Genomic DNA, 14,467 nt, shown 5'->3' on the forward strand with positions numbered 1-14,467 from the left:
TCGGGGGCTCCCCTATCACTCGCTGGTGGTGTTAGTTTGCGAAACCGTCTGACGCTTCGATCAGATACCTCCTACTCACTGCCTGCAAAGGAATGCCCTTAGCAATGGACTTTTCACTCAAGCAACTGGCCGCCTCGACGTTGATTCTGGCCAGCCTTTCGTCCGTCACACTGCCAGCCCACGCCAACCTGACCGAGCAGCAGAGCGCGACCATCCTCAAGACATTCAACGAGGCAAAGGTCAGTGATTTCAGAGCGTTTCTCGGTGATCTGGCAAAGAACGACCTGAGCAAGACCGACGATCTGCGTCCAGCCATCAGCGCCTTCCTTGACAACAAGACACTGACCGCCGAACAACAGAACGAGATCCATCGCTTGCTCGGCCTCTACACCCGCGTGAAGTACGGCAAAGCCGCGCTGGAAACACTGCGCGAACTGGTGGAAATCCCGACCTACCGCAAGGACGGTGTCGATCAGCACGACAACCCCGAGTTCATCAAGATCGCGGGCAAGATCAAGAATCTGGCCGAGTCTTTCGGCCTGAACTACCGCAACATCGACAACCGCGTTTACGAAATCTCCCTCGACGGCAGCGGCAAGGACGTCGTAGGCATTCATGCGCACGCCGACGTGGTGCCGGTAACGCCGGAGAACTGGGTGCTGAAGGACGGCACCAAACTTGATCCGTTCAAGGTCACGCTGATCGGCGACCGCATGTACGGCCGTGGCACCGAGGACGACAAGAACGGCATCGTCGTAACGCTTTACGCCATGAAGGTGATCAAGGAAGAGAAGCTGCCACTGGCACGCAATTTCAAACTGCTGGTGGACACCACCGAAGAAACCACCGGTGACGCGATTCCTTACTATTTCGAACGCAACCCGACGCCGGAGTACAACCTGGCGCTGGACGGTGGCTATCCGGTGGTGATTGCCGAGAAAGGTTACGGCACCGTCATGGCCAGGTTCGCCAAGCGCAAGGCCGAGGGTAAAGGCGCGGAAATCATCTCGATGACCGGTGGCCTGGCGACCAACCAGATTCCATCGGTTTCGGTCGTCACGCTGGTGACCGACAAACCTGCCGAACTGGCGGCCAGCCTGCAAAAGGCCGGCACTGAATACGCCAAGCGCAATGGCGGCGATTTCGAAGTGAACGCCAAGGTCGATGGCAAAGACGTCAAACTCACCGTCACCGGTGTTTCCGCGCACTCGTCCGAGCCTGAATCCGGCGTCAACCCGGTCGCCCGCATGCTCGACTTCATCCACAGCGTGGACGGCAAGATCGCCCTCAAGCACAACCATATCACCGACGCTGCGCACTACGCCGCCGACAATTGGGGCCTGGATTACAAGGGCAGCAAGCTGGGCGTCGGTTTCGCCGATGACTTCATGGGCCCGCTGACCACTTCTCTGACCTACGTCGGCATGGACGACAAAACCTTCAAACTCGCGGTTAACCTGCGCGTGCCGAAGGGCAAGTCGCCGGAACTGCTCAAGACAGAAATCGCCGACAAACTGGCAGCCTGGAGCAAGAAAAACCATGTCGCGGTGAACTTCGACTATTCGATCGCCGAACCGATGTACCGCAACCCTGAAGGCGAATGGGTCAAGGCGCTGCTGGCGGTGGCCACCGAGAATCTGGGCATGAAACACGAATTCGGCACCTCGGCCGGCGCCACCTCGGTGCATGAACTGCCGAACGGTGTGCAATTCGGCCTGGCACGACCGGAGGTCAAATACACCGGTCACACCGATGGCGAGTTCAAGACCGTTGACCAGTTCTTGCTGGACCTGCAGATCGTTACCGAAATGATGGGGCGAATCGGGCAATTGCCAAAACTGTGATCCATACGTCAACGCCACAATGAACAAAGGCCCGTCGGTTCCCACCGACGGGCCTTTTCAATTCAGTCGACGACCGCCACACCCATTCGACTGCACACGAAAAACCGCCTCCCCATCAGCAGCATTGCCAGCGTCAATGCCGTAATCAGCCCCAGCCAGATGCCTTGCGGTCCCCAGCCCAACCCGAACGCCATCAGGCAACCGAGCGGCAAGCCGACACCCCAGTAACAGAAAATCGCCAGCCACATGGGCACACGAGTGTCCTGCAAACCGCGCAAGGCGCCGGCGGACAGCATTTGCAACCCATCGGGAAACTGTAACGCTGCGGCGTACAGCAAAAGCGTCGAGGCGAGCGCGGTGACCGCTACATCCGCGCTGTACCAACCCGCTATCGTTTCATTGCCCAACAGCATGATCAGTACCGAAACGCTTTGCGCGACCAGGACGATGACGCAGCCCGCCCCGGCAGCCTGCCGGACGCCTTTGAAATCCCCCCGCCCCAACGCATGACCGACCCGAACGGTCGTGGCTTCAGCTACGGCCACCGGGATCATGAAACACAGCTGAGCCAGATTCACCGCGATCTGATGGGCCGCCAGAAAAGTCGAGCCGAGGCGGCCAATCAGTAGCGAGGTGACAATGAACAGACTGCCCTGGGTCAAAATCGCGATGCCGATCGGTATTCCAACCCTCAACAAATCAACGATGCCGGCAAGACGCGGCGGATCGAAGCGGGCAAACAGCTGCAAATGCGCCAGCCGTTTGCCTCGCCAGAGTTGCGCAGCGAACAGCAACGCTTGCAGCCACATCATCAAAGCCGACGCGATGCCCAGTCCTTCAGCCCCCATCTCTGCGAAACCCAACTTGCCATTGGTCAGCACATAACCCACTGGCGCCAGAAACAGGAGACCACCAAAGCCGAAGACCATGGTCGGGCGCATCCAGTGCATCCCTTCGCACAGATAGCGCATGCAGAAAAACAGGGTCAGTGCCGGACTTCCCCAACGCACCGCCTCCAGAAAAGCCTGCGCGCCGGGAATGATCTCCGGCGCAATCCCGGCAGGCGCGAGCAGAAAAGGCGCAAGGCTGAGAAAACCGAACATGAGCACTCCCATGAACAGCGCCAGCCACAGCGCCTGACGAAAGACCGGCGCGATCTCGCCTGTTCGATTTGCGCCGTGCAAACGCGCGACCGAAGCGGTCAGCGCAATCAACGTGCCGATCGGCACCAGCATCGGCAGCCACAACAATGCCGTGCCAAGCGTGACGGCAGCCAGAGTATCGGTGCCATGATTGCCCGCGATGAGGTTGTCCACGAAGGCAATCAGCCCGGCGCACAGATGCCCGATGACCAACGGAAGCGACAGCCATGCAGTTGCTCGAATCTCGTGCAGATGGCCGGGAGGTCTGATCGTTTGTGACATTAAGTGAGATCCTCGAATTCGATCACCCCCGCTACAGACATCAAGGCTGACGGGGCGGTCGTTATCTCAGAATCGGTCGAGGGCTGGCTGTCAGACGCTTCCGCAAATCACGGATTCACCGTAGGAAAGTTGTAACAGAGCGCAGCCCGCACAAAAAACGCGCATACAAAAACGCCGCTCATCACTGAGCGGCGTTTTTGTGAATATGGAGCGGGAAACGAGACTCGAACTCGCGACCCCGACCTTGGCAAGGTCGTGCTCTACCAACTGAGCTATTCCCGCAATGGCGTCCCCTAGGGGACTCGAACCCCTGTTACCGCCGTGAAAGGGCGGTGTCCTAGGCCACTAGACGAAGGGGACAGGCTACAACTTTCACTAATAAAAACGCCGCTCTTTGCAAAGCGGCGATTTTTGAATTTGGAGCGGGAAACGAGACTCGAACTCGCGACCCCGACCTTGGCAAGGTCGTGCTCTACCAACTGAGCTATTCCCGCAAATGGCGTCCCCTAGGGGACTCGAACCCCTGTTACCGCCGTGAAAGGGCGGTGTCCTAGGCCACTAGACGAAGGGGACACGCTACCCGGAACACATGGTGTGTGTTTCGGTGTCCAGATCCGCCTCCGAAGATTCGGTTCTGGTTTCACTCAGCACCGCCCGAAAGCGTTGCTGTTTAAAATTGGAGCGGGAAACGAGACTCGAACTCGCGACCCCGACCTTGGCAAGGTCGTGCTCTACCAACTGAGCTATTCCCGCATTGGCGTCCCCTAGGGGACTCGAACCCCTGTTACCGCCGTGAAAGGGCGGTGTCCTAGGCCACTAGACGAAGGGGACACACTACAACATTCACTCCCTGCCGCGCTTCGCTGTGTGCTTTACGCTGCAAGTGGCGCGCATTCTATGGATGGATTGAAAGGTCGTCAACCCCCAGATATAAATTTATTTAAATCAATGACTTCGACCTGCTTTACGGGCCGTTTCCGGCTTTTGCGTCGCCCGACGATTGACGCCTATATTCCGACACTCGCCAAGGCGCTATAGTCCACGTCACAGGTGATGGCAATCTGCACCCCAAGGGCCAGCATTTAAATAAGCGGCTCCCTGGCCGATACAGATACAGCTTCGCCGATCCAAACCCGTCGAGCGGCGCTAGGCTCCTCTATGCCAAGCCACTACACTCGCACGCGAACCCTATAAAGAGGTCTTACCGGTGACACCACTCATGATCACCCTGCTAGTCATAGCCGGGATCGCAATCTTGATCGCCATTGGCTACATGAACCATGTGGTGGAAAACACCAAACTGGAGAAGGCCCGCACCAAGGTCGAACTCAACGACCGCCTGCGCCGTTGCGGCGAACTGACCGAAACCTTCCCCGGCCAGTTCATGACCCCGGCCCTCAAGCTGCTGCTGACCCGCCTTGAGCTGAACGTCTGCCAGCGCCTGCTGAACCTGGAAAAGACCAGCGCCACCACCAAGGCCCGCATCACTGAACTCAGCGCCCTCGTCGCCCAGGGCGAATCGATCCCGGTCAACAACCCACCGGCCCCGATCCAGACCGAAGCCAAGGCCAAAGACGTCCGCTTCCTCCTCGAAGCCCTCCACGGCCAGATCACCCGCGCCGCCCAGGACGGCTTCCTGCCACCGAACGAAGCCAAACACTGGGTCCGCGAAGTACGCCACATCCTCGTACTGCTGCACATCGAGTTCTTCAACAACCTCGGCCAGCACGCACTCCAGCAAAACCAACCAGGCCAGGCCCGCCTCGCCTTCGAACGCGGCGTGCAATACCTGCGCAAACAGCAGGACCCGCAAATCTACGCCGAACAACTCCAATACCTGGAAAAACTCCTGGCCCGCGCCAACGCCCAGGTCATGGACAAAATCGCCCCGGTCGAAGGCGAAGAAAACCAACTGACTGCCGGCCTCAAAGACGTCGAGGCTGACGCGGACTGGAAGAAGAAAGTGATTTACGACTGAGTGCAGTCAAAGAGAGAAGCCACCGGGAGGTGGCTTTTTTATTGCCTGAAAGAAGATCAAAAGCTTTCCCTCACCCTAGCCCTCTCCCGGAGGGAGAGGGAACTGACCGCGCTGTTTGGGAGAGGTACGCCGACGTGAAAGACCGAGTCGCACTCGGGTTTTGAAATGTATGCAACTCAACTCACACTGCTGCACCTGCTGCACCTTGCACCTTGCACCTTCTGCATCCTCTGCTTCTTCTACTCTTGCTTCTGCTTCTGCTTCTGCTTTGGCTTCCCACCACTCAACACAATGAGCGTTAGCTCGAGTACCGCTTTTGACGTGCCGGCCCCATCGGAAGGCTGAGTGGAGGGATTTATCCGGGGGTGGGAGCGCAGCGACCGTGCGGCGAAGCCGCATGCATCGAGAGGAGGTGCAGCGAAGCAAACCGTAGGCGATGCCCCCGGATGAATCCCGGAACGAAGGAACCCCGAGCCCCAGCGAGGGGCCGAACGCCGGGGCCCAGCCTTTTGGTTCCTTTTTGGCGTTTGAAAAAGGGACTCGCCGTAAGGGCGAAACCGCCAGCCGGAGCACCCGTAGAAACGGATATGAACGCAATAAAACGCGAACCTGGTCGGCCCAAAGGCCGCCAAGGTCAAAGCCGAAAGTGCCCCACCATCCCCCGCAACTCACTCCCCAACTGCGCCAGCTCAACACTCGAAGCCGCATTCCCGCGCATGGCAATCGAAGACTGATCCGCACTCGCCCGAATACTCGTCACACTGCGATTGATCTCCTCGGCCACCGAACTCTGCTCCTCGGCCGCCGCCGCAATCTGCTGGTTCATCTGCTGAATCAACGAAACCGCCGCCGCAATACTCCCCAGTGCGCTTTCGGTCTGCAACGCATCACTCACCGCCAGCTTCACCAACTCGCCACTGCTCTGAATCTGCTGCACCGACGAATGCGCCGCCGAACGCAAGGCACTGACCAGCCGCTCGATCTCCTCGGTCGACTGCTGCGTGCGCCGGGCCAGCGCCCGCACCTCATCGGCGACCACCGCAAAGCCCCTGCCCTGCTCGCCCGCCCGCGCCGCTTCGATCGCGGCGTTGAGCGCCAGCAGATTGGTCTGCTCGGCAACACTCTTGATCACTTCCAGCACCGTGCCGATGTTCTGGATTTCCGCGCTCAGACTTTCGATGCTCGAACTGGCCGAAGTCGCCGAGTCCGCCAGTTGCTCGATCCGCGCCATGCTCTGACGCACCACCTGCTGACCGCTTTCGACCTTGCCATCAGCGGTCTGCGCTGCGAGCGCCGCTTCTTCGGCGTTGCGCGCCACATCATGAACGGTGGCGGTCATCTGGTTCATCGCCGTCGCCACCTGTTCGGTTTCCTCTTTCTGGCTGCTGACCTCAAGGTTGGTCTGCTCGGTCACCGCCGACAGCGATTGCGCTGAACTCGCCAACTGCTCGATCCCCGCCTGCAACCCGCTGACAATCGTGCTCAGGCCCGCACCCATCTGCTGCATGGCCAGCATCAGTTGGCCGATTTCGTCGCGACGGGAGACCTCGATCGTTGCGCTCAGATCACCGGCTGCAATTTGTTGCGCCACATGAATCACGCTGCGCAACGGTGCGACGATCAGCCGGGTAATCACCCACGCCGCAATCAGCCCCACCAGCAACGCCAGCGCCGATGATCCAATGATCAGCACCGAATTCTTTTTCAGTTCGCCCTGCATCGCGGCATCTTGCGCGACATAGGCCTGTTGGACCCGCGCCACGACTTCGTCGGCCCGTTGGTGCAGCTGTTGATAAACGGTCTTTTCCTGGGCCAGCAATCCGGTGTACTCGGCCAGCTTGTCGCTGAAACCGGCAATGTGCCCCGACACTTCATTGAGCACCGTCAGGTAACCCTCATCCTTGACCGTGGATTTAAGCTGCTCGGCCTGGGCCTGAGCCTGGGCAGCCTGCTCGATATTGCCCTGACCGGCACTGTCGTCACCCTTGCGGCTTTGATCCAGTCGCACCCGCGCTTCGTTCATCGCCTGCAACATCAAGCGCGAAACCTGGCTGACCTGACCGGCCTGCTCGATGAATTGCGCCCCGTCCTTGCCCTCGCTGTCTTTCAGGGTATACGCGCCGTCGTCGGCCAGACCGGCCTGCAACACATCGAGATTGTTGGCGACGCTGGACACCGACCAACTGGCCATCTCCAGCGCCAGGTCCTTGGCCTGGGACAACGAGACGAATTCATCGAACGCCTTGCGGTAAGCGCTCAATGACTGTTGGACGTCGTTCATGACCGACTCATTGCCCGGCGACAAAATCTTGAGCTGGTCGGCCATGGCGATCAGACCGTCGACACCCTCATGCAAGGCATCGACGGTTTTCGGGTTGCCGTGCAGGGCGTAGTCCTGCTCCAGCAGGCGCACCTTGAGCAAGCCACTGTTGAGCGATGACATCTGCTTGAGGCCATCGAAGCGCTGACTGATGGTTTGCAGGGACCAGACGCCAATGGCGGCCACCAGCGCCGTCAGCAGCAACACCAGCACAAACCCGATACCCAGTTTTTTTGCCATACCGAGGTTGGCAAAACGTCCTTGCACGGCCGAAATCATTGCGCGTAGTCCCCTGCCATAGTCTGTTGTCGAAGATTCGCAATGGCCTCGAACCAGCACAAGTCTCTGGCGTCGGAATAATGGCAAAAAGCTACGCACGCGTCGTTTTCAGAACGCTTGAGGTCGATCCACGGTCGTGCTGCGAAAAAACTGTCGCGCCCGGGGATCACAGGCGTAAGCCACGTTGATGCGCTGCCAGTCGCAGGCTTCACCACTGGGGCTGAACGAGGTTGCACAAGACAGCTGCACCCCGCAGCGCGAGGCTTGCCTGCGCAAATGCGCTTCATCCGCCAGCGGCGCGCGCGCCCAGATGAACAGGCCGCCCGTGGGCTTGCCGAACACTTCCCACCCGGCATCTTCCAGGGCCTGCAAAGCCGCCGCACGATCAGTATTGAGGCGCTGGCGCTGGCGCTGCACCAGTTTGCGATAGGCGCCACTGGCCAGCATCCCGGCCAGCACCGCCTCGCAGAACCTCGAGGTGCCCATGCAACTGATCGTCTTGATCCGCACCATCCGCTCGATCAGCTCGCCATCGGCCAACACGAAACCCACTCGCAGCGAGCTGCTCAGGGTCTTGGAAAAGCTGCCGACGTAAATCACCCGTCCCTCGTCATCCAGCGCTGCCAGTCGAGTGCCGCTGCCATTGTGCAGGTCAGCGTAAACATCATCTTCGATCAGCCGCAGATCGTAGAGCCTGCTCAACTCCAGGATACGTCGGGCGACCGCCGGCAGCAGGCAACTGCCCGTGGGATTGTGATGGTGACTGTTGATGAACAACGCGGCGGGCCGAAACTGTTGCAGCAACGCCTCGAGCGCCTCGAGATCCGGCCCGCCCGGCGTGCGGCGAACCTCCAGCATGCGCACGCCGTGCAAGCGCAGGAGATCGAACAGCGGCGCATAACCGGGCGTCTCGACCACCACGCAATCACCGGCCTTGAACAGGGTACGCACGATCAGGTCCAGTCCGTGGCTGGCGCCGGCGGTGGTCATCACCTGTTCTGCCACGGCCCTGATACTCAGCAATCCCAGGCGCTTGATGATCTGTTCGCGTAACGCCGGCAGCCCCAGAGGCGTGCTGTAGTTGAACAGACTGGCCATGTCGGCGCGCGCCACTTCGCGGATCGCATAGGCGAGATCATCGGGCTCGCGCCAACTCTCCGGCAGGACGCCACTTCCCAGCGTCAAACCGCCGCGCCATCGGGCGGCTGGATCCCCCCCGCTGCGCTCTCCCTCACACCCGGTGCCATCGATCGCCTTGCAGCAATCGGGCAATGAAGACGCCACCATAAATCCCGAGCCCTGACGCGAGGCCAGAACCCCTTGCGCCACAAGGCGCTCGCAAGCTTCCATGACGCAGGACTGGCTGAGCAGATTGCACCGTGCGATCTCTCGCACGGAGGGCAGACGCGTCGTCGGCGGCACTTGCCCCTGCATGATCCACTCGGTCAACCCGTCAACAATCTGCTGTACGACCGGCACCATTGCCTGTCGGTCAATTCTCAATTCCATGAGCGCGCAAACTCCTGTCCGTTTTTGCTGGCGGCAGTAAATCACAGCCACGTCCTTGAGACTGTGCGACAAAACCGCCAAAAACCTCCTTTCTCAATATTTGAAACACATTGTTTAGCGAATTCACGGAGCCGCCCCCGAGACGAAAAAAGCCCGCCGATGGGCGGGCTCGTTCATGCATCAGCCAATGGCCTCTCAGAAGGCGGTCACGCCACCATCCACGGCCAGCGAATGGCCGGTGGTAAACGCCGCGCCATCACTGCACAGGTACAGCACGGCGCTGGCAATTTCCTCGACCTTGCCGATACGGCCGACCGGGTGCATCGCGTTGGCGAATTCGCCTTTCTTAGGGTCCGCTTCATAGGCGCGACGGAACATGTCGGTGTCGATCACTGCCGGGCATACGGCGTTGACGCGGATTTTCTTCTTGGCGTATTCGATCGCAGCCGATTTGGTCAGACCGATTACCGCATGCTTGGAAGCCGCGTAGATGCTCATCTTCGGCGCAGCGCCCAATCCGGCCACCGACGCGGTATTGACGATCGCCCCGCCGCCCTGGGCCAGCAGCAACGGCAATTGGTACTTCATGCACAGCCAGACGCCTTTGACGTTGACACCCATGATCGCGTCGAACTCGTCCATCGAGCCTTCGGCCAGTTTGCCCTTCTCGATTTCGATCCCGGCATTGTTGAAGGCATAGTCGAGACGGCCGTAGGTATTGATCACCTCGTCCATCAGATTTTTCACTTCGCTTTCGACGGTTACGTTGCAGCGCACGAAGGTCGCTTCGCCACCGGCTGTACGAATCAGCGCCACAGTGCCCTCGCCCCCGGCCGCATCCAGATCGGCCACCACCACTTTCAGACCTTCGGCGGCGAATGCCTGGGCCGTCGCGCGGCCGATGCCGTTGGCCGCGCCGGTGACGACGGCTACCTGACCGGAAAACGTCATGCTCATTGTTATGTCCTCGAATGCGGGGGGGATTGATGAAGGCAGCATAGCCACAGGGGCCTGAGTGACGTCAGCACTATCAAAAGGCCGGTTAGGCTTGCATGAATCGCAGTGATGAAACCCAGCCGGGGACTATCACCGAACTGGATCAACCTGCATTCGCCCCATGAGCCAACCTTGCGGCATCGCCCATGAAGGTCTATCAACAAGGCTTCATTCAATTCGAGTGCCTGTCATGACCAACCAGACCAATCGCCAGTTCCTGCTCGCCAAACGCCCGGTGGGCGCCGCCACCCGCGAGACCTTCACCTATCAGGAATTACCGGTCGGCGAGCCGGCGGCGGGGCAGATTCTGGTCAAGAACGAATACCTGTCCCTCGACCCGGCCATGCGCGGCTGGATGAATGAAGGCAAATCCTACATTCCACCGGTAGGTCTGGGCGAAGTCATGCGCGCGCTGGGCGTAGGCAAAGTAGTCGCGTCGAACAATCCGGGGTTCGCCGTCGGCGACTACGTCAACGGTGCCATTGGCGTGCAGGATTATTTCCTTGGCGAGCCAAAAGGTTTCTACAAGGTCGATCCGAAACTGGCACCGCTGCCGGTTTATCTGTCCGCACTGGGCATGACCGGCATGACCGCCTACTTCGCCCTGCTCGATGTCGGCGCACCGAAGGCCGGCGACACCGTGGTGTTGTCCGGTGCAGCGGGCGCTGTCGGCAGCATCGCCGGGCAGATCGCCAAAATCAAAGGATGCCGGGTGGTCGGCATCGCCGGCGGCGCGGACAAGTGCAAATTCCTGATCGATGAACTGGGCTTCGACGGCGCCATCGACTACAAAAGCGAAGACGTGCTCGCCGGCCTCAAGCGCGAATGCCCGAAAGGCGTGGACGTGTATTTCGACAACGTCGGCGGCGACATCCTCGACGCGGTGCTGAGCCGTCTGAACTTCAAGGCGCGTGTGGTGATCTGCGGCGCGATCAGCCAGTACAACAACAAGGAAGCGGTCAAAGGCCCGGCCAACTACTTGTCGCTGCTGGTCAACCGCGCGCGGATGGAAGGCTTCGTGGTGATGGATTACGCCGCGCAGTACGCCACTGCCGCCCAGGAAATGGCCGGCTGGATGGCCAAGGGTCAGCTCAAGAGCAAGGAAGACATCGTCGAAGGCCTGGAAACCTTCCCGGAAACCCTGGGCAAACTGTTCAGCGGCGAGAACTTCGGCAAACTGGTGTTGAAGGTCTGAAAACAAAGAAGGGAGCCATCGGGCTCCCTTCTTTGATGCTTCAGCTGTTCGCTCAGGCCAGTTCGGCAACCACCGAGGCCAGCGCCTTGGCCGGATCCGCCGCCTGGCTGATTGGACGGCCGATCACCAGATAGTCGGAACCGGCATCCAGCGCCTGACGCGGGGTCAGGATGCGACGCTGGTCGTCCTGGGCGCTGCCCGCCGGACGAATCCCCGGGGTCACCAGTTGCAGCGAAGGATGCGCGGTTTTCAGCGCAGTGGCTTCCAGCGCCGAGCACACCAGACCGTCCATCCCGGCCTTCTCGGCCAGTGCCGCCAGACGCAGCACCTGCTCCTGCGGCTCGATGTCCAGACCGATACCCGCCAGATCCTCACGTTCCATACTGGTCAGCACGGTCACGCCGATCAGCAACGGTTGCGGGCCGCTGCGCTTGTCCAGCTCTTCACGGCAGGCCGCCATCATGCGCAGGCCGCCGGAGCAGTGAACGTTGACCATCCACACGCCCATCTCGGCAGCAGCCTTGACCGCCATCGCGGTGGTGTTGGGAATGTCGTGGAATTTCAGGTCGAGGAATACTTCAAAACCCTTGTCACGCAGGGTGCCGACGATTTCCGCGGCGCAGCTGGTGAACAGTTCCTTGCCCACTTTGACCCGGCACAGTTTCGGGTCCAACTGGTCGGCCAGCTTCAGTGCGGCGTCACGGGTAGGGAAATCCAGGGCGACGATGATAGGAGTCTGGCAGGCGGACATGGATGGGCTCTCAGGCAAGTCGAAATCGGCGCGCATTGTAGCGGAACCGGCGGCGGCGCGGCACCCGATGATCGGTAAATCGTCGCGCCAACCGTGATCAGCATAGCCTTGCAGGGTATTGTGTCGAACCCGATACACAACCGACACGCCGGCAACATGCGCCCGCGCTAGCCTCGCCAGCCGCAACAAGTCCTTACAGCAGCCCTTCCCGCCTCATGGCCGGACGCCTATGCTGAAACCACAACCTCGCAGCCTATCTTTGTGGTTGGCGGCCTACTGGCAGATGAACAGCCTCATGCACAACTCCCAAGCCTCCGTGAACGACGAGCAGAAAGACGACAAGCGCTGGAGCATCCGTGCCCTGATCGTCGACGATGACGTGCCGATCCGCGAACTGATGATCGACTACCTGGCCCGCTTCAACATTCACGCCAGCGGCGTCACCGACGGTGCGGCCATGCGCCAGGCGATGCAGGCCGAGCATTTCGACGTGGTGGTGCTCGACCTTATGCTGCCCGGCGAAGACGGTCTGTCGCTGTGCCGCTGGCTGCGCGCGGAGTCCGACATCCCGATCCTGATGCTCACCGCCCGCTGCGAACCCACCGACCGGATCATCGGCCTGGAACTGGGCGCCGATGACTACATGGCCAAACCGTTCGAACCACGGGAACTGGTGGCGCGGATCCAGACGATTCTGCGTCGGGTGCGCGACGACCGCACCGAACAGCGTGCGAACATTCGCTTCGACAACTGGCGCCTGAACAGCGTGCTGCGCCAGTTGATCGCCGACGACGGGCTGGTGGTGCCGCTGTCCAACGCCGAGTTCCGCCTGCTCTGGGTGTTCATCGAACGTCCGCGCCGGGTGCTCAGCCGCGAACAGTTGCTGGACGCCGCCCGTGGCCGCTCGATCGAAGCCTTCGACCGCAGCATCGACCTGCTGGTCTCGCGCCTTCGGCAAAAACTCGGCGACGACCCGAAAGCCCCGCAACTGATCAAGACCGTACGGGGTGAAGGCTACCTGTTCGACGCCCGGGACATTGGCTGATGCGAGCGCGCTTCGACACGCTGTTCGGCCGCCTGTTTGGCATGCTGTTGGTGGCGATTGTCCTGGCGCACCTGCTGGCCTTCGCCTGGTTCCGCCTCTACGGCCCACCGCCCCCGCCACCGCCGCCGGAGTTCTCGCAAAACCTCGACGGTCAACAGCCGGCTCAGGATCCACGCTACCCGCCCCGTCCACCGCGCCCCTGGTTCGGCGGGCCGATCGTGCCGCTGACCTTCCAGTTCATCTCGCTGATCATCGCCGCATGGTACGGCGCCAAGCTGCTGACCCGACCGATCCAGCGTCTGAGCGATGCGGCCGAGCGCCTGAGCGAAGACCTCGACAGTCCACCACTGGACGAAACCGGCCCGCGGGAAGCCCGACAGGCCGCACACACGTTCAACCTGATGCAACACCGCATCCGCGAACAGGTGCAGCAACGCGCACGAATGCTCGGCGCCGTCTCCCACGACCTGCGCACCCCGCTGTCACGGCTGAAACTGCGCCTGGAAAACATCAACGACGACAAGCTGCAAGGCCAGATGCGCCAGGATCTGGACGACATGATCGGCATGCTCGACGCCACCCTCACCTACCTGCACGAACAGCGCACCAGCGAAGCCTTGCAGTTGATGGACGTGCAGGCGCTGGTCGAATCACTGTGCGAAAACGCCCAGGATCAAGGCGCCGACGTGCAGGTCAGCGGCCACTGTGCCCCCTTGCAGGTGCAACCGATGGCACTGCGCTCATGCATCAACAACCTGATGGACAACGCCCTGCGCTACGCCGGCCAAGCGCACATCGAACTGCAGGACCAACGCGAACAGCTGCTGATCCGCGTCATCGACCACGGCCCGGGCATCGCGGCGGACAAGCGCGAAGCCGTATTCGAGCCGTTCTTCCGCCTCGAAGGCTCACGCAACCGCAACTCCGGCGGCGTCGGTCTGGGCATGACCATCGCCCGGGAAGCGGCGCAACGTCAGGGCGGACAACTGACCCTGGCAGAAACACCCGGCGGCGGCCTGACCGCCGTGATCCAGCTGCCCCGCCACTGATCCCGACTGTGTACCGGTCGGTACAAACTTCACATACCCACGACACCTTGCGACTGGAGGCTGCATAAGCCGGTACA

The 14,467-nt window shown here is 60.8% G+C and carries 10 protein-coding genes and 6 tRNA genes; 5 read left to right on the forward strand and 11 right to left on the reverse strand.

Translation table 11 applies throughout. The features are described from left to right. Window positions 1-104 precede the first annotated feature (104 nt). Complete coding sequence (locus ABFB52_RS21705; RefSeq protein ID WP_129973693.1) at window positions 105-1,844, forward strand: dipeptidase; 1,740 nt, start codon at window positions 105-107, stop codon at window positions 1,842-1,844. 62 nt (window positions 1,845-1,906) lie between these two features. Here ABFB52_RS21705 and ABFB52_RS21710 read toward each other — a convergent pair whose 3' ends face one another. The 7 genes from ABFB52_RS21710 to ABFB52_RS21740 form a co-directional block, all read right to left on the reverse strand. Next, window positions 1,907-3,268, reverse strand: coding sequence for an MATE family efflux transporter (locus ABFB52_RS21710; protein WP_346836105.1), 1,362 nt, complete (start codon window positions 3,266-3,268; stop codon window positions 1,907-1,909). 206 nt (window positions 3,269-3,474) lie between these two features. Further along, window positions 3,475-3,550: transfer RNA gene (locus tag ABFB52_RS21715), tRNA-Gly, on the reverse strand. Between the two features lie 2 nt (window positions 3,551-3,552). Further along, window positions 3,553-3,628: transfer RNA gene (locus ABFB52_RS21720), tRNA-Glu, on the reverse strand. A gap of 58 nt (window positions 3,629-3,686) precedes the next feature. Continuing rightward, a tRNA-Gly gene (locus ABFB52_RS21725) sits at window positions 3,687-3,762 on the reverse strand. Window positions 3,763-3,765: 3 nt separating this feature from the next. Further along, window positions 3,766-3,841: transfer RNA gene (locus ABFB52_RS21730), tRNA-Glu, on the reverse strand. A 104-nt stretch (window positions 3,842-3,945) separates the two neighbouring features. Further along, window positions 3,946-4,021 (reverse strand) — tRNA-Gly (locus ABFB52_RS21735). A 2-nt stretch (window positions 4,022-4,023) separates the two neighbouring features. Then, window positions 4,024-4,099: transfer RNA gene (locus tag ABFB52_RS21740), tRNA-Glu, on the reverse strand. 388 nt (window positions 4,100-4,487) lie between these two features. Here ABFB52_RS21740 and ABFB52_RS21745 point away from each other — a divergent pair. Continuing rightward, the gene (locus ABFB52_RS21745; RefSeq protein ID WP_173892861.1) at window positions 4,488-5,246 is read left to right on the forward strand and encodes a hypothetical protein; all 759 of its coding nucleotides are present in this window, start codon (window positions 4,488-4,490) and stop codon (window positions 5,244-5,246) included. A gap of 634 nt (window positions 5,247-5,880) precedes the next feature. Here ABFB52_RS21745 and ABFB52_RS21750 read toward each other — a convergent pair. From ABFB52_RS21750 to ABFB52_RS21760, 3 genes are all read right to left on the reverse strand, one after another. Then, window positions 5,881-7,845, reverse strand: coding sequence for a methyl-accepting chemotaxis protein (locus tag ABFB52_RS21750; RefSeq protein ID WP_129974352.1), 1,965 nt, complete (start codon window positions 7,843-7,845; stop codon window positions 5,881-5,883). Window positions 7,846-7,953: 108 nt separating this feature from the next. Further along, entirely contained in the window at window positions 7,954-9,354 is a 1,401-nt protein-coding gene (locus ABFB52_RS21755) for a PLP-dependent aminotransferase family protein (protein ID WP_129974351.1), read from the reverse strand. A gap of 195 nt (window positions 9,355-9,549) precedes the next feature. Continuing rightward, a complete protein-coding gene (locus ABFB52_RS21760; protein ID WP_007917441.1) occupies window positions 9,550-10,311 on the reverse strand; it encodes an SDR family oxidoreductase in 762 nt (253 codons plus the stop codon). A gap of 229 nt (window positions 10,312-10,540) precedes the next feature. On the opposite strand from ABFB52_RS21760, the gene ABFB52_RS21765 reads away from it, so the two are divergent. Beyond that, window positions 10,541-11,545: an NADP-dependent oxidoreductase gene (locus ABFB52_RS21765; protein WP_129974350.1), complete on the forward strand. Its 1,005-nt coding sequence runs from the start codon at window positions 10,541-10,543 to the stop codon at window positions 11,543-11,545. A gap of 52 nt (window positions 11,546-11,597) precedes the next feature. Here the strand turns inward: ABFB52_RS21765 and pyrF are convergent, their stop codons facing one another. Beyond that, window positions 11,598-12,296, reverse strand: coding sequence for an orotidine-5'-phosphate decarboxylase (pyrF, locus tag ABFB52_RS21770; RefSeq protein ID WP_007960372.1), 699 nt, complete (start codon window positions 12,294-12,296; stop codon window positions 11,598-11,600). Between the two features lie 295 nt (window positions 12,297-12,591). Here pyrF and ABFB52_RS21775 point away from each other — a divergent pair, with 295 nt between their 5' ends. Both ABFB52_RS21775 and ABFB52_RS21780 read left to right on the forward strand, forming a co-directional pair. After that, the gene (locus ABFB52_RS21775; protein WP_085607468.1) at window positions 12,592-13,341 is read left to right on the forward strand and encodes a response regulator; all 750 of its coding nucleotides are present in this window, start codon (window positions 12,592-12,594) and stop codon (window positions 13,339-13,341) included. Next, on the forward strand, window positions 13,341-14,390 hold the full coding sequence (locus tag ABFB52_RS21780) for an ATP-binding protein (RefSeq protein WP_085745084.1): 1,050 nt from the start codon (window positions 13,341-13,343) through the stop codon (window positions 14,388-14,390). Before ABFB52_RS21775 ends, ABFB52_RS21780 begins: the two co-directional genes overlap by 1 nt. Window positions 14,391-14,467: the final 77 nt, after the last annotated feature.

It is taken from the genome of Pseudomonas sp. 9.2(2024), from assembly GCF_039695385.1.
GTDB lineage: Bacteria > Pseudomonadota > Gammaproteobacteria > Pseudomonadales > Pseudomonadaceae > Aquipseudomonas > Aquipseudomonas paraglycinae.